The organism is Sphingomonas sp. M1-B02 (genome assembly GCF_026167525.1).
GTDB lineage: Bacteria > Pseudomonadota > Alphaproteobacteria > Sphingomonadales > Sphingomonadaceae > Sphingomonas.
In genome coordinates, this window is record NZ_CP110679.1 from 2,699,753 (window position 1) to 2,721,139 (window position 21,387).

Consider the following 21,387-nt stretch of genomic DNA (forward strand, 5'->3'; position numbering starts at 1 on the left):
ATTTTATGCGACTGAAGCTGGCGCCTGTATTTGGTCTTTCGCTGGTGGTGCTTCTAGCTACCCCGGCGCATGCCCAGTGGACCCATCGCTACCCGAAGCTCGCGAACACGGGGCATCACGTCTATCACGAAGGCTTCAACCTGCCGACCTTCTCGCAGGCGCCTACCGATCCCGCAGCCTCGCCCGACGGCAAGACGGTTGCATTCGCGGCGCGCGGCTGGTTGTGGACGATGGATGTCTCGACTCGGGTGGCGCGCCGCCTGACGCGCGGCAAGTCGGTCGATTCGCGGCCGAGCTGGTCGCCCGACGGCAAGCAGATCGCGTTCGTGCGCGACGATAGCCGCGATACGACGATCATGCTGATCGACGTCACCGGCGGGCGCGAGCGGGCGATCGTAAACACGCCTGCGATGGATCTCGATCCGTCATTCTCGCCGGACGGCGCCTCTCTCTTCTATAGTTCCGCCGAAGCCGGCGATCTAGATATCTGGCAGATCGATCTGAAGAGCGGCGCCAAGAAGAGGCTGACGACCGAGCGCGGGCAGGAACTCAATCCGCAGCCGATCAATGGCGGCACCGGAGTGGCCTTCGTCGCCAAGGTGGGCGGAGACGCGGTTGCGACGCTGTCGCTGGCAGACGGCGCGCGCACCACCCTGCTTCCCGAGGGGCTTGCGCCGCAACTACGGATCACCGCCTCGGCGGACGGCCGCAGCGTTGCCGCAGTCGTTCCCGACGGCGATCGCTGGAAGATCGTCGCGCTCGACACCAAGGGTGGCGACAAGCTGCGGCTGGCAACCGAGGCGACCGCGCCCTTGTCCCCGTCCTGGTCGCGCGACGGCTCCTTGTGGTTCGTACAGCCGGCGAAGGACGAGCTATTCACCTTGTACCGCGTTGCCGAGACCGGCGGTTCGATCGAAGACATGTCGCCGCTCGAATGGGATCTCGGCGAGCGCACCGCGCGCGTGACGATTCGGACCAGCCAGGCGGGCAAGGGCGTTGCGGCGCGGCTCGCGGTGCTCGACGGGCAGGGGCATCCTGCGTCTCCGGCCACCGGAATCACGCATTTCGACGGACAGAGCGGCCGGATCTTCTTCTACTCGCCGGGCACGATCACGATGGAGGTCCCTGCCGGCGCGGTGCGGGTGACCGCGAGCCACGGTTTCGAAGGTGCGAAGGAAACGACCCGCACCGTCCGCGCGGGCGAGGATGTCAGCATCGACCTGGATATCCCCACGACGGGCTTCGATGCGGCTTCGCGCGGCTGGTATTCGGGCGATCTCCATAGCCATTTGAATTATGGCGGCCCCTTCCAGCTGGAGCCCGAGGATCTGGTCACGCCGATGCGCGCCGAAGGGCTCGATGTCGCGACACCGATGGTCGCCAATCTGCAGACCGTCCTGGTGGATACCAAATGGGCAGGCTGGCAGCGTTCGGAGGCGCCGCTGATCCGCTTCGCCCAGGAAGTGCGCTCGCACTTCCTGGGGCATGTCGGCGTTGTCGGGGCGGACAAGCTGTTCACCCCTTGGTTCTTCGGCCCCGGCTATCCGGTGTACAGCCAGATCAACCTGATGAATGCCGACGCACTGAAGTTCGCGCGGACGCATGGCGGGCTGAACATCTATGTCCACCCGGTGACGCCGGCCGATCCATTCCCGAAGGACGGGCCGCCCCGCGGCATGCCGCTCGAGCTGGTGCCCGACGCAGTGCTGGGCGGCGTGGACTCTATCGAGGTCGCCTGTCTGTGGAGCGACGAGCTCGGCACCAGCGAAGCCTGGTATCGCCTGCTCAACCTGGGCCTGCCGATCACGCCGACCGGCGGCAGCGACACGATGCACAATATGCACCGCACGATGGCGATCGGCTCGACGCGCGTCTACGCCAAGCCCGAAGGCGCGCTGGGCATGTCCGGTTTCCTCGACGCGGTGCGCAAGGGCAAGAGCTTCGTCTCGACCGGGCCGATGATCGAATTCGCCGTCGCCGGAGTCGGTCCGGGCGGAGCGATCCAGGGCGGCGCCCGCTCCGTCGAGTGGAAGCTTGACGCATGGTCTGCGACTGCCTTCGAAAAGGCCGAGATCCTGGTCAATGGGCGCGTCGTTTGGAGCGGCGAAGGGATCAAGGGCGCCGGCAAGAAGAGCTTCAGCGGAAAGATCGACGTCCCGGAGGGCGGCTGGGTTGCGGCGCGGGTGCGCGGCGGCGAATCGGCATGGCCTACGCAGGACAGCTATCCCTTTGCCCATAGCTCGCCGGTCTGGCTGGGGCATGTCGGCAGCACCGATCCCGAGGCAGTGAAGGTTGCCGCGGGCGAACTCCTCCGCTGGATGGATGTGGCGGACACGCGCCTTGCCACGGGCTATCCGGGCGACAGTGCATCGCGGGTCAAGGAGCGTTTCGCGACGGCACGTGCTCGGCTGACGGCGGCGCGCGATAGCGGCACGCTGGCCAAATAGTTAGTCGATGACCAGCGCCCTGCATGGGCGCTGGCCAAGCGATCAGATCAGCCAGGTGCCCCGCGCGTCCGCCAGGCCTTCCTTGAGGAACTCGATCAGCGTGCGAACCTTCGCGCCCTTGTTGGTCTCCCGGTGCGAGACGAGCCATAGGCTGGTCTTGCAGCGTGGCACGATCGACAAGGCGACCAGCTCGGGCATTTCGCGGCGATAGAAGTTCGCCAGCATGCCGATGCCAATCCCGGCGCGTATCGCCACCACGTAGAGCGAAGTCGAATTGGAGAAGAACGGCACGTGCTCGGCCGCCCGGGTAATGTCGGTCCACCATTTGAGCTGCGGGTCGGTATCGTAGACGCTGAGATGGCATAGTCGGTGCGACGCGAGGTCCGCCGCCGTGCGTGGCTCGCCGTAGTCTGCGAGATAACCGGGCGAGGAAAACAGGCCGTAACGGACTTCGCCTGCGCGCAGGATCGCGAGGCGATCGTCCGTGGGCCGCGTAATCGTTAGCGAGACATCCACCTCGTCCTTGCCTAAGCCTACGGGCAGGATGCCGGTGAAGACCTCGACGCGGATGTCGGGGTGGCGGAGCTGGAAGTCTGCGAGGACGGGGGTGAGCCAATAAGCGCCGATGCCTTCCGGCACCGAGATGCGGACGACGCCCACCAGCCGCGTGTCCATCCCGGCGATATTCTGCTGGAGCGAGATCGCGGCCTGCTCGATCTCGCGTGCCTTTTCGACCAGCGCCTTTCCGGCGGTCGTCAGCAGCATTCCGTGTGATTGCCGCACGAAGAGCTTCGCGCCCAGTTCGGTCTCTAGCCGCTGCACGCGGCGCGCAACGGTCGTCTCATGCGCCTCGGTGACCTTCGCCGCGCCGTGGAACGACCCCGTCGCCGCGACCGCGAGGACGAAGCGGATGTCGTTCCAATCGCGGATCGCGTGCCGGCCCTCCGATCTGATCCTCAGCACGCGCGCACTCCCTTCGATGGCATTGCCATCAGGCTAGGCGGTTCCGGGGCGCGCGGGCAATGGCGACGGCAGGATCATTGCGGCTTTGGCTTGCGCATATGCTTGTCGAACCAGTCGACCGTGCGGCGCAGCTCATCGACCTGGTTCGCGGTCTTCTGGAAGCCATGGCCTTCGTCTTCATAGATCACCGTCTCGGAAACGACACCGCGCTGCTTGAGCACGTCGCGGACCTGGATCGCCTGTTCGACGGGCACCCGCGAATCGCGTTCGCCGTGGAGGGTCAGCAGGGGCACGTTGATCTTGTCGACATAGGTCAGCGGCGCGGCCGAGAGATAGCCGGCGCGCTGCTTTACAGGATCGCCCAGCAGGCGCTTCAGATAGGCACCGAGCAGCGGATCGGTGCGCTCCATGAAGGTCATCCAGTCGATCACGCCATAGGCCTGGACCCCGGCGGCGAAGATGCCGGGATGCTTGCCCAGCGCCAGCATCGTCAGCCAGCCGCCGCCCGAGCCGCCGGTAATGCCGACCTGCTTGGGATCGACATAGCCGGTCGCAACGAGGAAGGTCTTGGCCTCGAGCACGTCCTTCATGTCGCCGCCGCCCATGTCGAGAATTTCGGCATCCTGGAATGGCTTGCCATAGCCCGTGGAGCCACGGAAATTGGGCTGGACCACGATGTAGCCGCGCGACGCGAAATAGGCCGCCTTGCGGCTGAAATTGTTGAGGGTGGCGGAGGTCGGGCCGCCGTGCGGCATCACCAGCGCGGGGTTGGAGCCGTCGCGCTTGAGGTTCAGCGGCATCGTCAGCACTGCGCTCACCGGGGTCCCGTCGAAGCTCTTATAGGTGATCACCTGCGAATTCGGCAGCTGGCCGGGCGCCAGGCTGGGCAGCGCAAAGGAGGCGAGCACGGTGCTCTTGCCGGTGGCCAGATCGACCGTGCGTAGGTCGGGCGGCGAATCGCCCGTGGAGTGGCTGTAGACCAGCGTCTTAGAATTGGGCGAGATCGGGCTCGCGCCGAGCGGCGTGTTGACGCCACCGCCCAGATCGAGCGTGCGTTCAGACAGCGAGGCAATATCGACGACGGTGACCTTGCTGTTACCGTCCTCGTTGGTCACGGCAACGAACTTGCTACCGTCGGGCGTGATCGCGGCGGCGCGCTGCTCCCATGGCGTCGCGCCGATCCAGCGATGCTTCCGGGCGGTCATGTCGTACAGCCCGGCGCGCAACTGATCGCTGCCGGAATTCGACGTGACGATCAGCGTCGTCTCGTCGGCCGCATATCCTTCGGCGAGGTCGCGGGCCCCTTTGCCGCGCGATACGACCGGGGCGAGCTCGCCCGACCCGACATCGACCTTCCAGATCGTGGCATCGCCGCCGAGCAAAGTCACTTCGCGGTTGAGGATCAGCGTCGCGCCGTCCTTCGACCAGGCGACCGCGCTCCATACGCCGTCCGGGTCCGTCTCGCGCGTGAGGTTGCGGACGGAGCGGGTGGCGAGATCCATCACTGCGACGTCGCGCTGCGAATTGGTGCTGGGCTTGTAGGTGAAGGCGATCTTGCTGCCGTCGGGCGAGGCGACGATCGCCTTTTCCGAAATCTTCGGCGTTTTCGTCAGATTGACCGGCGTGCCGCCAGCGGCCGGGACCAAATAGATGTCGTGCATCTCGTCGCCGCCGATGTCCTGCGCGTAGAACAGGCCTTTGCCGTCGGGCGACAATTCGAGGAAGGACTGGCCCTGATTGGCCTGGGTCATCGGCCGCGGCCAGCTGCCGCTCGCCTTGACGCGCCAGATGTTGGCGCGTCCGCCGAGATTGGAGACGACGAAGAGCTCGGTGCCGTCGCCGTTCCAGGCCACGTCAGTCGCGGTTCGCGAGGCAACAATGTCCTCGGGGGAGATCTCGATCACAGGCCCGGCGGGGGAGCTGACCAAGCGGGCGTCGGTCAGGGGCCGCGGCGGGGTCTTGATTTCGGCGGATTGGGTGGCGATCCATACGCCGCCCACTGCGATCATCAACAATCTGTGCATCGGTACCCCCTTATCAGCTAAGTCGAATAATCTAAGGATAATAGTCCTTGTCGCCGCTGCGGCACCTCGCCGGCCCTATCGAGCCCGTCGAGCGCGAGATCGATCATCTGCGCCGTGCGTAGCAGGACCGATTGGACCCAATCGTCGGTGGCCGGATAGAAGAAGTCCTGCAGCTCCTGCCGGATCTCCATGCCGAGCTCGGTTTCGTGCCCCTGCGCATTGTGCATGCGGCAATCGTCGATTTGGAGCTCCAGCATCTTCGCGAGTTCGAAAGTGCCGAATTCGAGCGCGATCGCAGTGGTCTGGGCGGGAAGCGAGCCGGCAATCCAGCGGACCGTGGTGCCGCCCAGCTTGTAGGGGATCGCGCCGTCGTCATGCGGGGAAAGCACGCCGGGCCCGAACCAGTCGCGCGCGCGCTCGAGGCCCGCCGACCCGGAATCGTCAAGGCACAGGATCATGCCGTGTCCGAACGGGCCGAGCCCGGTATGGATGTCGATGACGGCGACATGGTCCGCCGCGCGCGCGAAATCGCCGAGCACCGCATTAAGCGTCAAATTCGACCAGCCTGCCTGGTCGCCGCCGAAGCCCACGCCGTCGCCATGGTCATATTGGCCGGCGAAGAGCGCATTGGCGAGCGCCTGCTCCCCACGCTCGGCTCGAAAGTCGCGCACCCCCGCATCGCTCTTCGCCCGGCATCCGGCCGCGCCGCCGACGATGATCGGGTGCACGTCCCGGTAAAGCGCATTCTCCGGCAGCTCGCCGTCGAATTCGACGAAGTTGCGGTTGAGGTCGACATTGTCCTCGGTCTGCCGTCTGCGCCATGCGCTTCCCCAGGGGTTGAGCATGTGGACGAAGAGAACCGCCGTGTCCGCAGGCATGGATCGGCGGAGTTCTGACGTGAGCCAGCCGATCTGGCCGCCCGATCCGGCAAGTCCCTCCACGCCGTGCGTGCCGGAGATGACGATCAGCAGCTTACAGGCGTCCGCCGGGCCGAGCAGCGCGGCGTCGGTCGCCAGCACTGTGCCGTCTGGACCGGGCAGCGGGTGCACATATTCGACGATCGGCAGCCCCTCGGCCCGGCAGGCGTCGCGGAACTTGGCCCGAGCCTCGGCATAATCGGACGAAAAGAATTCACGTGCGCGCTGCAGGATATTCAACTGGATCTCCATCGGAGGGCGGGCTGAGAAGTGGACGGTCATCGCAGGCCGCGCCTGTGCGCCACCAGGATCGCGATCAGGCTGACCACCGCCGCCATCGCTAGATAATAAGAGGGAATGCCGAGCCAGCCAGTTCGCGCGATCAGCGAAGTAATCACCAGCGGGGCCATGCCGCCGAACGCCAGCACGCTGATATTGTAGCTGAGCGAAATGCCCGTCGACCGGCTCGCGGTGGGAAAGAGATCGGTCATCAGCGCGCCAAGCGCGCCGAGATAGGCGGCGACCAGCAGGCCGATCATCGCCTGCGTTGCAATCAGAAGTGTCGCCGACGGCGTGGCAATTAGCGCCGCGAAAAGCGGCACCGGCACGACCACCAGGGCCACCGCGGCGGTAAGCGCCACGGGGATACGACCGATCCGATCCGCGATATGGCCGAACAGCGGAGTCAGCACAAATAGCGCGGTGCTGCCAGCCAGGGTCCCCAAGAAGCCCGCCCCGGGCTCCAGGCCGAGCGCCGTTTCCGAATAGGTCGGCAAATAGAGCATCATGTAGATCGAGACGGTGCACAGGATCACCAGACCGATGGCGATTGCTATGCTACGCTTCTGGTGGCGCGCCGTCTCGATCAATGGGTTCTTGAGCGTCGGCGCGGCCTCGAACTCGGCGGTTTCGGGGACATTTCGGCGTATATAGAGTGCGACGGGGCCAATCAGCATTCCGAACAGAAACGGAATGCGCCAGCCCCAGGCGGCAACGTCCGGCGGGGGCAGCAAATTGGTGATGAGCAATCCGGAAACGGAGCCGAGCACCATCGCCAGTCCCTGCGTCGCGAACTGCCAGCTCGAATAGAAAGCGCGGCGCTCGGCCGACTGTTCTGCCAAGAACACGGTGGCGCTGGCAAACTCGCCGCCCGCCGAGAATCCCTGCAGCAGACGCGCCAACACGATCAGGATCGGAGCGGCGATGCCGATCTGCGCCGCGCTCGGCGTCAGCGCCATCAGCGTCGTGCCCACCATCATCATCACCATGCCAACCATCAGCGCAGCCTTGCGCCCTGCCCGATCGGCATAGGCGCCCAGCACGATTCCCCCGAGCGGGCGCACGAAGAAGGAGACCCCGAAGGTGCCGAGCGCGATCAGCAGCGAGAGCGTGGCGTCGGGATTGGGGAAGAAGGTCTTGGCGATCGCGGTCGCGAAGAAGGCGTAAATGATTAAATCGAACCATTCGAGCGCATTGCCGATAGTAGCGGCCACAACCGCGCGACGGGGCGTGGCCGACATTGCTCGTGTCGCGTACGGCGTAACCGTCGCCATGGCTCCAATCCTTAATTACATACTGCTCCACCGGGCTTAGGCCGGTCCCCGCCGTCCTAGAAGGGTTAGGCAGGGTGCCGGCTTCGAGCCTGCCGTCCAGCGAGGGAGTCGGACGGCAGGCCCTGCCGCCTCAGTAGCTTTTGCCGACTGAGAGCAGAAAGCGTCGTCCAAGCATGTCGCCGACGGTCGACGGATAGGGCGGAATGGCGTTCAGCGCGTTGTTGACCGACAGGCGCATGGTGAACCCATTGTCTCGATCATCATAGGCGATCGCGGCATTGGTGGTCGTCATGCTGCCGATCGACAGGATGTCGCGCGTTTCGTTGGTGAAGTTCAGGTCATATTTCGTGCCGGGCCGATAGTTGACTTCGCCGAACAGGCTGAACGGACCATTGGACAGTACTGCGCCGAACTGGCCAGTCCAGCGTGGACTGTTCGTGGTGCCCTGGGTGCAGATGACCGTGACCAGATTGTCCGACTGGCACAGCTGATCGACATAATAGAAGTTGCTGTTGAGTGATAGCTTCGTCCCATCCATCCCCAGGTCGAGATCGCGAAGGCTCATTGTCGCGGTCAGCGCTTTGAGCAGGATGTAACCGCCGTTCACATATGAGCTGCGCACACCGGGATTCGTGCTGCTTGAGACGATCTGGCCATTGCGCTCGCCGCCGCGGTCGCGCGTAAACATCGTGCAGAAGCTGTTGCCGGCATCCGGATTGGCGATGTCGAAGTCCGGATTGTCGTAGCAGCCCTGCGCTATCGCGGTGGGCGAGAGCGCCACGATGTTGCCGACGACCTTGATGCGGTTCCAGTCGACTGCCAGCGACAGCTTCGGCATGAAGCTGGGGTTGAAAACAATGCCAAACGTATAGGCGTTGGCGGCTTCGTTGTTCAGATTCTGGTTGCCGCCCGACAGCATCGGCGCATTGGCATTGACTGCGATCGACGTGAAACTGGTCGGATTGATCCCATATGTCGTGAAGAAGGCCGCGCAGTTGCGCTGGCGAATCGCCGGGTTCGTGCCGCCCGTGATGTTGCGGCTGTCGCAAGGATCGGGGAAGAAGCCCGACGAGACCGCCGGCGGCAGGAACAACTCGAGCGTGGACGGCGCACGGAGGGAACGGGTGTAATTGCCGCGGAACGTAAGGCCCAGGAATGGCTGGTATCGGGCGCCACCGGTGTAAGTCCAGAATCCACCATTCACCGAATTGTCGACGTACCGCGCGCGCCCCTCGACCTCGAGACTGTGGATCAGCGGCACATGGTTTTCGCGTGAGACGAGCGGAACCGCGAGCTCGCCGAACACTTCCTTAGTATTGAATGAGCCGCTGACAGAGGCGATCGGCGCGAAGCGCCCCTTGCCCGCCGCGTCGAGCGGATCGGGCGTGAACGAACCGAATTCCCGGCGCGCCTCGGCGCCGATGCTGAAGCCTACTGGTCCCGACCACAAGCGCACCAGTTCCGATGTGGACAGGTTGACCGACGCCACGGTTTGTTCAAGCGCGGAGCGGGCGCGGGTCGACTGGGTCACATATTCAAGCGCCGCCTGGCTGCGCCGTCCGTCGCCGAAGAGATTGAGCGGAACGCAGGCGGCATCCGCTGTAGGGTTCACCCCGCCGGGGACGCCGTTGAACGCCGGGGTGGGATCGCAGACGATCTTCCCGGTCCCGTCCAACTTGACGTTCAGAGCATTGACGAAGTTCTGCTGGTTCAACGCGGTGACATAATAATTGCCGTTCGTTCGTCCATAGTTGAACGATGCGTCCAACCGGAATTCCTTCCCCATGACATTGAAGTCGTTGGTCAGCCCAGTGACGATGCGATAGACCTGGTTGTCCGAACGACTGGCGCCGTTGGTCAAATCCATGTTTACGCGCTGCACCTGAAACTGGGTGACACCCAACGCATTCAACTGGTTCCGCGCTTGCTGGGTTAGAAACGGATTGGCCGTCGAGAATATCAGCGCGGCTTGGTTGTTGCCGCGATCGGTGCTGAACAGGCCCGAATTATACGGCCCCTGATCAACTTCTTCCTGGGCCTTGCCCCGGTAATAGCTCCCCTCGACGAACAAGGTGAGATTGTCGGTGGCCTCGAACGACGCGTTGGCATTGAGGTTGTAGCGTTCGACCGTGGCAAGCAGCGGATCGGTATTGAAAAGGGTGAAGCCGTCGCCGCCCGAGGCGTAGGTCGAGGAGAAGGGCATGCCCGGATCGTAGGGCACCAGATTTCCTTCAGTGTCGAATTGCAAACGCGTGTTGCCGGTAGCGCCGAAACCGCGCACGCGAGTATCGGCGCCAAGCAGGGCTCCAATGGGGCTCACAACGCCGCCCGCCGTCAGCACGCCGATCCGTGTATTCTGAATCAACACTGCGTTGGGGATGCCGTCGGTATTGCCAGTGTTGAACGGAATGGCAGTGTTCACGCGACCGTCGGTAGCGAACGTCCGGCCGGGAATGGCCGCGGCGGCCGAAGTCGCAAGCGGGTTCGACTGGTAGCCATAGCCCTTGCGGACACGCTCGCGGCTCGACGACAATAGGCCCTCGCTGCGGTCATAGCTGCCGGCGATCATGATATTGCCGCGGCCGCCGGCGAAATTGGTGCCTGCCAGCGCCGAAACATTCGCTCGGAAATTGTCGCCCAGTTCGGTGATGCCGCTGAGCGCCGTGACCTTCAGGCCCTGATATTTCTGCTTGAGGATGATGTTGACGACGCCCGCAATAGCGTCAGATCCGTATGCCGGCGCGCCGCCGATCGACAGATTGTCGATGCGGTCGATGAGGATCGACGGAATTGCGTTGAGATCGACCTGCAGGCCGGCCGGTGCGGGAGTGCCGACGACATTGCCTTGCACCGAGGGGGCGTTGGTCGACACGAAGCGACGACCGTTAACCAGCGTCAACGTACGTGCCGAACCAAGGGAGAACCGATCGACGAAGGCTTGGCCGGCGTTATACGATCCCTGATTGCCCGTCGCCGTCTGACCAAGGCCGAAGCTCGGCGTCGTGGTCAGCGCCTCGGCCACGTTGGTGATTCCGCGAGTCTCCAGATAGGCCGAGTCCACCGTTGTCGCTGGCTCTAGCGTGTCATATCCGGCCCGGGCGATGCGCGATCCCGTAACGACAATCTGCTCGTCGGGCGGCGTATTGGCAGCGTCCGCGGGTGGTATCGACTGCTCATCGACTGCTGTCGCGGGCTGCGCTTCCTGTGCGGAGGCCGTCTGTGGGATAATCGAAGTGCATATTCCGACCAGCAGGCATGCCTTCATGGACACGCGGCGGGCGGAGTCGGAGACAGGAATACGCATAATTAAACCCCCATTGTTGAAATTGCCCGGAAGCAATCTTCCTCGGCAGAAGCTGGCCTGTTTGCAGGTCTCGATGTCAAATATGCAGCTGCCGGTTTTGAGATCACACGTCCGGGTGGATGCCCCTCCGTTCCGAATAATGTAGCAAGTATCCTCAAAGCGAACCGGGCGAGCTATACGGAATTGCGCGCGTTTGAGCTGCAAAAATGCAATTCTTACAGAGGGCGCCGCACTTTTGGCGTTAAGAGCATTAATCGATTGTTTCATTCAGATGGCAGAGTTCACCCGCAAGGTGGGACCAGATAAGAGGCACGCGGTATGAGTCGCCTCGATTAAAAGGGCCCTGTTTTTTACGCTAACCCACACCACGGTAGGTGGCATTTTGCATAGCATGCGGTCGACGCGGTCATCGTAGCTACCGCCGATGGGTTTCTGCGAGTGTCTCGGGAGAGGAGCCGCTCATGACACGGGCTGTGCCGTATTAATCAATCGAGGTTCTGCAGCAAAATGTAGCAATCTCCTGGTGGCCGGACATGGTCACCGCCGGATGAATGATCGGCTTTGGGATGGATCCGGCCGCTGAATGACAAAAACTTGGGCGCCAAAGCGGCATCCGAGCTGGTGCTAACCCGAATACACGTGAGTGATGAGCGAAACTGCTCCCGCGTTTGGCTGTGCGCCGCCTGGTCATACCGCTTGCCGGCTTTCGTCCGGCAGTATGACGACACGCTGCTCTGCCCATCCGGCGCTGACGACGTCCGGCGTCGAGCGGACATAAATGGATGTCTGAATTTGCGGAGCGCGCAACGACGGCTAAATGTCGTGCTATGATTCAGTGGGAGTTGCGGCCATGTAGCATGGCAGCAAGCCGGCAGATCCACGGTCGCCCTCTCGGATGTAGTCATGCCGCTGCATGCCCGGGGTCGCAGCAGAGCGGGTCAGTTCCTCAGCCGTCTTCCATATACCGCCGACGCTTGCGAGAACTGCTGCGCTGTCCGACTCGCTAATTTGGTTGGTTCCAGATACGGGAGGAGGGTAGGCACTGCGCCATGACTTCAGAAGTCCAGATCCTTACCATCCGCCAGCCCGACGACTGGCACCTCCATCTCCGCGACGGCGCGATGCTCGAGGCAGTGGTGCCCTGGTCAGCGCGGGTGTTCGCCCGTGCGATCGTGATGCCCAACCTGTCGCCGCCGGTGATGCAAGTCGCAGATGCTGTCCGCTATCGGGCGCGCATTCTGGCAGCATTGCCGCCGGGGGCAGCGTTCGAGCCGCTGATGACCTGTTATCTGTCGGACGACACTGATGCGAACGAACTCGTGCATGGATACGCTAATGGCGTGTGGGTCGCGGCGAAACTCTACCCTGCGCACGCTACCACCAATTCCGAGCACGGCGTAACCGACCTGGTGCGTATCCGGCCAGTTCTGGAGGCGATGCAACGCGCAGGTATGCCGCTGCTGATCCACGGCGAGGTGACCGAAGCAGCGGTCGACATCTTCGACCGGGAGGCGGTGTTCGTCGAGCGTGTGCTTGGTCCGCTTATTCGCGACTTTCCGGAGCTGAAAATCGTGCTGGAGCACATCACTACTGAGGAAGCCGCGAGTTTTGTCGCGGAGGGTCCGAGGTCGCTGGCGGCGACGATCACGCCGCAGCATCTGCACCTCAACCGCAACGCGCTGTTCGCCGGCGGCCTGCGCTCGCACGCATATTGCCTGCCGGTGCTGAAGCGCGAGCGGCACCGGCTGGCAATACGCGCGGCAGCGGTGTCGGGCTTGCCAAAGTTCTTCCTCGGCACTGATAGCGCGCCGCACCTGGTGGACGCCAAGGAGAGCGGCTGCGGGTGCGCGGGTATTTTTAATGCGCCCGCGGCGCTGGAGAGCTATCTCGCCGTATTCGAGGAAGAGGGCGCGGTCGCCCGGTTCGAAGGATTCGCCAGTGAGCATGGCGCGCGCTTCTACGGGCTGCCGCTGAACGAGGGAACAGTCACGCTGGTACGCGACGGGCGCGACATGCCGGAGCGGATTGGTGACGTGGTGCCATTCCACGCCGGGGAGCGACTGGCGTGGCGGGTGGCGGCATAACCGCAACCAGCGTAAAGAGGTACAGGTGGCCTCCGCTCGTCTCTCCATCTCAGCGTAGCCCAAGGGACTGAGAAGCGACACCCGGCTCCGTTTCAAGCGCTCGATCAAAAGCGCCTTCTCAAATGCGGACCGTCCACTTCCCGACTCCGCTATCGGGCACGGGAACGACCGATATTGGCGCGCAAAGTTGCCGCCTAGACCGGGAGAAACCGCACCTTTTGTTTTGCCCACGAAGACGGCATTGCGTCAGTGCGCACCAGCGCCAGCGCGTCCACCTCACTGTGAAGCGTGCCCGATAACGCCGCATCAATTACCTGTGGCGATAGAAATGCCAAACGAACCACCCGTGTCATCCAGGAGGCACTGACGCCTTCGCGCGCAGCAAGCTCACCGATCCGCACCTCGCCCTCTGCGAGCATCGTCCACCACCGCCGCGCCTTGATCACCAAGTTCAGGAGCGATGCTTCGGGCTCTGCGGGCAGCGCCGACCTGCCATCGCCATGTACCAGTCGCACCACCCGCCCCGTCCGCGTCAGCCGCACATCCGCGGTAAGGGTGATCGCAGGCATCGGCTCGTGTATCAGGTCGGCCTGGAACAGCTCCGCCACGGCGGCGGGCAAAACGTCGATCTCGACCCGCCCCGCCTCTACCCTGACCTGTTCCACCAGCTCAGCGATATGCGCCGGCCGCGGCGCGCGCAGCGCCAAAGCAATCGTGGCGGCGCGGTGTGCGATCACGCCCATCAACACTGGCGTGATGATCAAGCCTGCTCTCGCCATCAGCGCGATCGGATCATCAAACAGCGCCGCCACCCGGTTCGCAACTAACCCCTCGATCTCACGCGCGGGAATGCGCATCCCCGGGGTCGTCGCCGTAACGTGATGAACGTCCCGGCTGACATAATAGCGATAGCGCTGCTTGCCCTTGCAGGCATGGGTGGCAATCAGCTGTTGGCCGCGATCGTCGATGATCTTGCCCGCCAGCAAGCTGTGGGTCGGCGAGGTGTGGGTGCGCCCGCCCTGGGTATGATCAGCAAGCAGCTGCTGGACGCGGTCCCAGTCAGCGCGATCGAGGATCGCCGGATGCTGGCCAGCATAGACTTTGTCGTGGTGCGGGATGTCGCCGACATAGATCGGGTTACGCAGGATCGAGTAAAGCTGACCGCGCGTGAACGTCACCCCGCCGAACGTGCGGCCGGTCTTGGTGACAATACGATGCGGCGTGCGTATGCAGTCGCGCTCCAGGCTCTCGGATACGAGCCTGACACTCTGCAGCTCGAGGTAACGACGGTAGATGTCGCGGATCAGCGCGGCATGCTCTTCAACGATCGCAAGCGTGCGCCCGTCCGGCTGATATCCCAGCGGGGGCGTTCCCCCCATCCACATTCCCTTGGCCTTGGAGGCGGCGATCTTATCGCGGATACGCTCGGCGGTGACCTCGCGCTCGAACTGCGCGAACGATAGCAACATGTTGAGGGTCAGCCGTCCCATGCTGGTGGTGGTGTTGAACGACTGCGTGATCGACACGAAGCTGACGCTCGATGCATCGAACGCCTCGACCAGTTTGGCAAAGTCGAGCAGCGACCGTGTCAACCGATCGACCTTGTAGACGACGATGATGTCGAGCCTGCCGGCAGCGATATCGGCCAGCAGCCGCTGGAGCGCCGGGCGCTCCAGCGTACCCCCCGATAGGCCGCCATCATCATAGCGCTCGGCGATCTGCTCCCAGCCTTGCCCTGCCTGGCTGAGGATGTAAGCCGAGCATGCCTCATACTGGGCGTCGAGCGAGTTGAAGCCCTGCTCCAGTCCCTCCTCGCTCGACTTGCGGGTGTAGACCGCACAGCGCACCCGGTTCATGCTGCCGCCTTGCGCTTGAGGCCAAAGAACGCCGGGCCTGACCAGCGCGTACCGGTGATCTCGCGGGCGACCTCGCTAAGGCTTCGCCAATCCTTGCCGTTCCAACGGATCGCCCCGTCCGCGGCAACCTCCGCTACATGGACCGCGCCATTCCACTCGCGGATCAGCCGCATGCCGGGCGCCACATCGCTGGTGCGGGTCTTGCCCTCCGCCAGCTGGTTCAGCTTCTGCTGGGTGCGGCGGGATAGCCCGCCATAGGCTTTGGCCTGGAGTTCCCAGGCCAGCGCCAGCCGCATCAGGCTCGGGCTGACCCGGGGCACCGGCTTGCCGGTGATGGCGCGCCATTTGGACTTAAGGTCCGCCGATGACATCTCCTCCAGCCGGGCGAGCTGGCTAGCAAGGTCGCCGCTCACGCTGCGATCCGGTAGCAAGTGTCGGCGCCGCGCTTGCTGCGCTCGATGCTGTGGCCCTTCTTGCGCAGGCCGGTCAGCGCGGCGCGCGTCGTGTGGGGCAACCAGCCCGTCGCCTCGATCAGTTCCGGGAGGGTTGCTCCGTCAGCGCGGGCCAGAAGCGAGAGGACCAGTGCCGACTTGGTGGCCTTGGCAGGCGTCGGCACCGAGATAGGCGGGGTCGCACTTTGCTCGTCCCCGCCATCGTCAACGCCGATCATGGCCAAACCGAGCGCGGTGATAAACATGCCGTAGCTGAGATCGCCATCAGTACGGCAGATGATCGCAGGGTCGCTGGTTCCACGCTCTTCGATCAGGCCGCGGCCGAGCAGCTGCTCGATCGGCTTGGTGGTCCCGGCTTTCGGGCTACTCTCTTTGTTCAGGCGAGCCGGTAGCGGGTACAGGCTGCCGTCCGGATGCTGCGCGCCGTGCGCAAGCAAAATCAGCTGGGTGTCGGTGAGTTCGGTCATCGGTGGTCCTTTGCAGGGGTGCGGCACAGCGCCGTCCCAACCACCCAGAGCCCCGTCAGTCATGCTGCCGGGGCGTGCGCCGCAATTGCGCGGTGCGATTCGATGACCCCCTGTTCGCTCTGCTGCGAGCCGATGTCGAATGCTTTCTGGATGACGTGATCTGGCTGCATCGGCGCTTCACCCGTATGCGTGAAGATTGTCTCAAAAAAGCGTGACGCCGCTCGGCCGGCCAGGGTCGCGCCGACGCGCTGCTCCGGAAGCTCGAGGTCGCAAAGCGGTGCAGACGTCGATTTAGCCCAGGCCTTCGTCCAGCGCGGCCGCGATAGCGCTCTCCGCGGCGCGTTCAAGAGCGGCGTGACCGTTTTACTCATCGGCGCCGCACGGAAGCCCATGCGGGTTGGTTCGACCTCTTGCTCGCCCCCCGGGGGGGCGAAGAGTGTCCCGGAAGCGGCGGTCTACACCGTCACATCACCGCCCCGATCTGCCAGGGCACGAATTCGGCGCCGCCATAGCCGAGCTTCTCGCTCTTGCTCTCCTCCCCGGAGGCCACGCGCAGCATAAGGTCAAGTATCTCGGCGCCTTTCTGCTCGATCGTCGCCTCGCCGCTAACGATTGTACCGCAATCGAGGTCGATGTCCTCTCCCATCCGCTCGAACAGGCCGCTGTTCGAACTAAGCTTTAACGAGGGCGAGGGCTTGTAGCCAAAGGCCGAGCCGCGACCGGTGGTAAAGGCAATCAGCGTGGCGCCGGAGGCGACCTGCCCCGTAGCCGAGCAGGGATCGAATCCCGGGCTGTCCATGAAGATCAGCCCCTTGCGCTGCACCGGCTCGGCATAGCCAATTACGTCGGAGAGTGGCGCAGAGCCCGCCTTGGCCACGGCGCCCAGCGATTTCTCGAGGATCGTGGTAAGCCCGCCCGCCTTGTTTCCAGGCGAGGGATTGTTGTCCATCTGTGCGCCGTGGCGCTCAGTATATTCTTCCCACCATTCGAGCTTGGCCCGCAGCTTGGCCGCGGTTGCGGCATCTGCGCGCTCATAGAGCAGATGCTCGGCGCCGTAGATTTCGGGCGTTTCAGACAGCAAGGCCGTGCCGCCCAGCGCCACGAGCCGGTCAACGGCGTTGCCGAGCGCCGGGTTCGAGGTGATGCCAGACCATGCGTCAGATCCGCCGCATTGCAGCCCGACGATCAGCTCGGACGCGGGCACTTCGGTACGTTCCTGGGCATTGGCGGCGGGAAGCAGTGCCGCCAATTCCTCGAGCCCGCGCGCGATCGCCAGCCGGGTGCCGCCGCTGTCCTGGATCATAAACGAGCGCACCGTCTCCGGCGGGCGCCAGCGTCCGGCTTGCGTCAGACGCGCGATCTGAATGACTTCGCAGCCGAGACCGACGATCAGGATCGCCGCGAAATTGGGATTGGCCGCCGTGCCCCACAAGGAGCGAAGGAGAACGTCATGCCCCTCGCCCGAAGACGCCATTCCGCAGCCGCTTGAATGCGTAACCGGCACGACGCCGTCGACATTGGGATAAGCGTCAAGCATCCCGCTGCGCTCGACCGCGTCTGCGATGTGCCGCGCGACCGTGGCCGCGCAGTTTACCGACGTCAGAACGCCAACGTAGTTACGGACGCCCACGCGTCCGTCCGCCCGGCGATAGCCGCGAAAGGTGCGTGGTGGTTCGGCTCGCATCCGCTTGACTGCCACTGCCTCGACCCGATCAGCAGAGACTGCCATGTTGTGGACATGTACGTGCGCGCCCTGCGCAATGTCTGCGGTGGCGGAGCCGATCACCTGGCCATATTTCTTGATTGGCGCGCCCTGGGCAATCGCGGTTAGAGCGATCTTATGACCCAGCGGCACGGGCGTCGCCGCAATCAGGCTCGGCATGCCGGCGACAGCGCAGCCGGAGGCAAGCCTGGTAGTGGCCACCGCAACATCGTCGTCGGGGTGGAGGCGAATCGCCGCGGGGGCGAAATCATTCACGAGGCTGTTTCTCCGTTCGAAGGGCATGACGGATGTCTGCGACGAAAGGGAAAGGAGGATGCCCAAGGATCTCCCCGAATAGAACGATCTGATGCTGCTTGGTTCGCCACGCCGAAGTTTGAAGGGCACGGGTTCCGCGCGTTGGCTCAGCCCAACTTCGTCGCATTCTCCCAGAACAAAGCGTTCGGCGAGATCCCCAGCCCCGGCCCTTCCGGCAGCGCGAAATAGCCGTCGCTGCATTGCAGTTTGCCGTCCATCAGGCTGGCGCTGTGGTGGAAGATGCTGTGCTGATACTCATGCCAGGACAGACTAAGCACTGTAGACGACGCGTGCAGGCTGGCGGCGGCGAAAATGCCGGCGCCGATCGTCGCGTGCGGGATCACCTTGGCATGATGCGCTTGCGCTAAGTGCGCGATACGCATGAACTGGGTAATGCCGGTGTGGCCCATTTCTGGCTGAACGATTGAGACGGCGCGCGCCTCCAAACGCGGCCGCGCGTCAAATACGGTACGCCATTCCTCGCCTGCGGCGATCGGTATGCTGGCGTGGGCTGCGATGTCGGCTAGTCCACTTACGTCTTCGGTCTTGCACGGCGCTTCAAAGAAATAGAGATTGTAGGGCGCTAGTCGTTGAAGCAGCGCTACAGCTTCTGCGGGGGTATATATCCAGTGGCAATCGAGCATAATTGCAATGTCGGGACCCAAACCCTCTCGCAAGGCTGCGATCTCGCGCTCGACCCCGTCATAGCTGGCCGTCGCGGCGATCTTGACTGCCTTGTAGCCCTTATCGATGAAGCTCCGGGCGAGATCGACCTTTGCCGGGATGGTCGGCGCAGGCAGGCCGGACACATAGGCAGGAATGCGATCACGGTGCTTACCGCCCAGCAGCTGGTGAAGCGGCAGGCAGGTCAGCTTGCCCATCAGATCCCATAGCGCAATATCGATCGCCGCGAGCGCATCGAGCCAAAAGCCACCGGTATAGCCGCGCACGCGCATGAGGTCGTACAGATCCTCCCAGATCGCCTGTACCTCGAATGGAGAGCGGCCGGCGATGATCGGCGCGATGATATCTGACACTAGTGCGTGGATCACGGCCGGCGCGACTAGGCCGTAAGTTTCGCCCCACCCTTCCTCCCCCGACGCTAATGTCACTCGGACGACCGCGGAACGCATCTGCGCGGGATAGATTGTGCGATTGCCGCGCCGCACGAGATAGCCCGCATTATTCACCAACTCGCCGGGGCCGAGCGCGCCAAGATAAGCCTCGTCTTGTGGAATGATCACGGTAAAGACATCGATCGCCGCGATTCGACTATCCTGGCTCATCTATCCTGCTCCTGCCTGCCGGTGTTCCGGTTGCCCACCATTGGCACGCTGAGGCTTTATTAGCAACGCCACTTAACGGGAACGGTGCTATATTTCGTCAAGATACCTTTCTGGACGGGAGCGCAGCGACGCGATAGCAGCAATTTTGGCCGCGATGGACAGCCGAGCAATGACACGAGGCAAATGAATGCGAAACCCAAGCAGGAGGGCAAAGGCAGGCGCGCAGCCCAACCAAAGCTTAATCGACGGTATCACGGTGCTGCAGGCGCTTGCCACATCGACCGAGCCCGTGGGGTGCAGGGAACTCGCGCGCCGCGTCGATTTGGAAACGACGCGGGTGAACCGGCTGCTCAAGACCTTGGCCTATTTGGGCATCGCGCACCAGACGAGTGATCGCAAATACCGGCCCGGGTCGGGAATGACCGTCCTAGCGGCACAGAGCCTGTTCGCATCTGGTTTGCTGCGCCGTGCGCTTCCCGCCCTCGAGGGACTGCGGCGGTTTGGCCACACCGTGGCGATGGGCGTGCTGTGGCGCGACAACGTTAGCTATCTATTTCACGCGCCGCCCAACATGCCCGAAACAGATGCGTTGGGGCGGATAGGCCTTTATCCAGCAACGCGGGGTGGAATCGGAATGGCGCTGCTTGCCGCACAGGATGACCTGGAGGTCGAAGAAACCTACGCTGAACACGAAATCCCCGGCTACAGCAGTCTCCAAGAGTTACTAACAAGCCTAGCTGCGGTCCGAAGTGCAGGCTTCGTCCGCCTGCGGGTCAAGGACGAGCAGGAGCAGCATACCGTCGCGATCACCATTGGCACGCCGGTCTATGCGGCCATTGGCTTGTCGGGCTGGATTCCAAGCGCCGCGATGCCCGAAATGCTCGAGGCTCTGCATGAAGCGGCGCGCCATATAGGTGACAGCGGGAAGGAGCGGGGACCTGAATTGAACCTTTCCGATCCTGCCCTGGACTATCGCGTAGCGGTCTAGCGCAATTGTGGGCCACGGGTCACGCCGCGGCTTGGCGCGGGATCACTTGATCCAGACGGACTAGAATGCGGGTCAGTTCATCGTGATCGCCTGCATCAAATTCTGGTCCGGGCGCGCGGGTGTAGGCTGAAGCGATCAGCCCACGTCGGCGCAGCGTTTCTTTGGTTAAGCGCCAGCGGAATACCGCCTGCATCATCAGGATGGGTAGCATCGCTTCGTAAAGGTTACGAACCTCTTCACTGTTGCCGCTGCGGTGGGCTGCCATCAGCGCGACATGGATTTCCGGCGTCTCGGCTGCTGGCATTGAGCCTATCGCGCCGCGTGCGAGTTCGTCGGTGATATAGCGTCCGCCCGCTCCACCGAAAACGCCGAGGAGATTGGCGGGCGGGTTCGCAAGCATCTCGCTTATCCGCTGCCCGCAGGGCATATTCTCTTCCTTGACCCAGCGAACCGCGTCAGTCGAATTGACCACATCGCGTAATTTGTCGCCCGAGAGTCCGAGGCCCATGGGCACGGGCGCGTTCTGCACCATTAGCGGCAAACCCGCGCTGTCGGCCAACGCGGCATAGAACTCACCGAGCAATACGGCGTCCGCTCCGATGTACTTGGGCGTCATAACCATCGCGCCGACTGCACCCGCCCCGGCTCCAGCCTGTGCTAATTGAGCGCTTTCCTCCAAGCTAGAACCACTCGCTCCGACGATGAATTCTCCGCGGCCAGCCACCTGACTGCCGACAAAGGCGATCAGGTCTTTGCGCTCCTGGAGCGTGAGCATGTCATACTCGCTCGCTAGGCCCGGAAACACCACGCCATCAACTCCGCAGTTAATCGCGAAGTCGATTACGTTCGCCAAGCCGCCACTGTCGATTGCTCCATCGGCACTAAAAATCGTAGGGAGCACCGGAAATACGCCGCTGATCTGGTCTTTCATATCACTCTCCGGTGAGGCCTCGGATGGCAACGGCCTAATATAGTTCGTAATGAGGGGCCGAGGCGCTGCCCCGATCCCCAAGACTCCAAAACCGAATG

The 21,387-nt window shown here is 63.4% G+C and carries 15 protein-coding genes; 3 read left to right on the plus strand and 12 right to left on the minus strand.

Features of this window, described 5'->3' with window-relative positions:
* Positions 1-5 precede the first annotated feature (5 nt).
* Positions 6-2,447, plus strand: coding sequence for an LpqB family beta-propeller domain-containing protein (locus tag OKW87_RS13045; protein WP_265540150.1), 2,442 nt, complete (start codon positions 6-8; stop codon positions 2,445-2,447).
* Positions 2,448-2,489: 42 nt separating this feature from the next.
* On the opposite strand, the gene OKW87_RS13050 is transcribed toward OKW87_RS13045, so the two are convergent.
* From OKW87_RS13050 to OKW87_RS13070, 5 genes are all read right to left on the minus strand, one after another.
* The gene (locus tag OKW87_RS13050) at positions 2,490-3,410 is read right to left on the minus strand and encodes a LysR family transcriptional regulator (RefSeq protein WP_265540152.1); all 921 of its coding nucleotides are present in this window, start codon (positions 3,408-3,410) and stop codon (positions 2,490-2,492) included.
* Positions 3,411-3,484: 74 nt separating this feature from the next.
* Positions 3,485-5,434: a S9 family peptidase gene (locus OKW87_RS13055; RefSeq protein WP_265540154.1), complete on the minus strand. Its 1,950-nt coding sequence runs from the start codon at positions 5,432-5,434 to the stop codon at positions 3,485-3,487.
* Between the two features lie 17 nt (positions 5,435-5,451).
* Positions 5,452-6,603 carry a M14 family metallopeptidase gene (locus tag OKW87_RS13060; protein WP_265540156.1) on the minus strand — a complete coding sequence of 384 codons (1,152 nt, stop codon included), beginning with the start codon at positions 6,601-6,603 and terminating at the stop codon, positions 5,452-5,454.
* Between the two features lie 26 nt (positions 6,604-6,629).
* Positions 6,630-7,871 carry an MFS transporter gene (locus OKW87_RS13065; RefSeq protein WP_265540158.1) on the minus strand — a complete coding sequence of 414 codons (1,242 nt, stop codon included), beginning with the start codon at positions 7,869-7,871 and terminating at the stop codon, positions 6,630-6,632.
* Between the two features lie 163 nt (positions 7,872-8,034).
* Positions 8,035-11,208, minus strand: a complete 3,174-nt coding sequence (locus OKW87_RS13070) for a TonB-dependent receptor domain-containing protein (protein ID WP_265540160.1) — start codon at positions 11,206-11,208, stop codon at positions 8,035-8,037.
* Positions 11,209-12,257: 1,049 nt separating this feature from the next.
* Here OKW87_RS13070 and pyrC point away from each other — a divergent pair.
* Positions 12,258-13,292, plus strand: coding sequence for a dihydroorotase (gene pyrC / locus OKW87_RS13075; RefSeq protein WP_265540162.1), 1,035 nt, complete (start codon positions 12,258-12,260; stop codon positions 13,290-13,292).
* A gap of 194 nt (positions 13,293-13,486) precedes the next feature.
* Here the strand turns inward: pyrC and OKW87_RS13080 are convergent, their stop codons facing one another.
* The 6 genes from OKW87_RS13080 to OKW87_RS13105 form a co-directional block, all read right to left on the minus strand.
* Positions 13,487-15,148 (minus strand): recombinase family protein, encoded by a 1,662-nt coding sequence (locus tag OKW87_RS13080; RefSeq protein ID WP_265540164.1) that lies wholly within the window; start codon positions 15,146-15,148, stop codon positions 13,487-13,489.
* Positions 15,145-15,561: a DUF2924 domain-containing protein gene (locus OKW87_RS13085; RefSeq protein ID WP_265540165.1), complete on the minus strand. Its 417-nt coding sequence runs from the start codon at positions 15,559-15,561 to the stop codon at positions 15,145-15,147. The genes OKW87_RS13080 and OKW87_RS13085 overlap by 4 nt, the downstream gene beginning before the upstream one ends.
* Positions 15,558-16,067 (minus strand): DUF3489 domain-containing protein, encoded by a 510-nt coding sequence (locus OKW87_RS13090; protein ID WP_265540167.1) that lies wholly within the window; start codon positions 16,065-16,067, stop codon positions 15,558-15,560. The genes OKW87_RS13085 and OKW87_RS13090 overlap by 4 nt, the downstream gene beginning before the upstream one ends.
* A 59-nt stretch (positions 16,068-16,126) precedes the next feature.
* Positions 16,127-16,438, minus strand: coding sequence for a hypothetical protein (locus OKW87_RS13095; protein WP_265540169.1), 312 nt, complete (start codon positions 16,436-16,438; stop codon positions 16,127-16,129).
* A 92-nt stretch (positions 16,439-16,530) separates the two neighbouring features.
* Complete coding sequence (locus OKW87_RS13100) at positions 16,531-18,072, minus strand: UxaA family hydrolase (protein WP_265540173.1); 1,542 nt, start codon at positions 18,070-18,072, stop codon at positions 16,531-16,533.
* A gap of 119 nt (positions 18,073-18,191) precedes the next feature.
* Positions 18,192-19,370 carry a mandelate racemase/muconate lactonizing enzyme family protein gene (locus OKW87_RS13105; RefSeq protein WP_265540175.1) on the minus strand — a complete coding sequence of 393 codons (1,179 nt, stop codon included), beginning with the start codon at positions 19,368-19,370 and terminating at the stop codon, positions 18,192-18,194.
* Positions 19,371-19,557: 187 nt separating this feature from the next.
* Here OKW87_RS13105 and OKW87_RS13110 point away from each other — a divergent pair, with 187 nt between their 5' ends.
* Positions 19,558-20,358 carry an IclR family transcriptional regulator gene (locus OKW87_RS13110; protein ID WP_265540177.1) on the plus strand — a complete coding sequence of 267 codons (801 nt, stop codon included), beginning with the start codon at positions 19,558-19,560 and terminating at the stop codon, positions 20,356-20,358.
* A 19-nt stretch (positions 20,359-20,377) separates the two neighbouring features.
* Here OKW87_RS13110 and OKW87_RS13115 read toward each other — a convergent pair whose 3' ends face one another.
* A complete protein-coding gene (locus OKW87_RS13115) occupies positions 20,378-21,289 on the minus strand; it encodes a dihydrodipicolinate synthase family protein (RefSeq protein WP_265540180.1) in 912 nt (303 codons plus the stop codon).
* Positions 21,290-21,387: the final 98 nt, after the last annotated feature.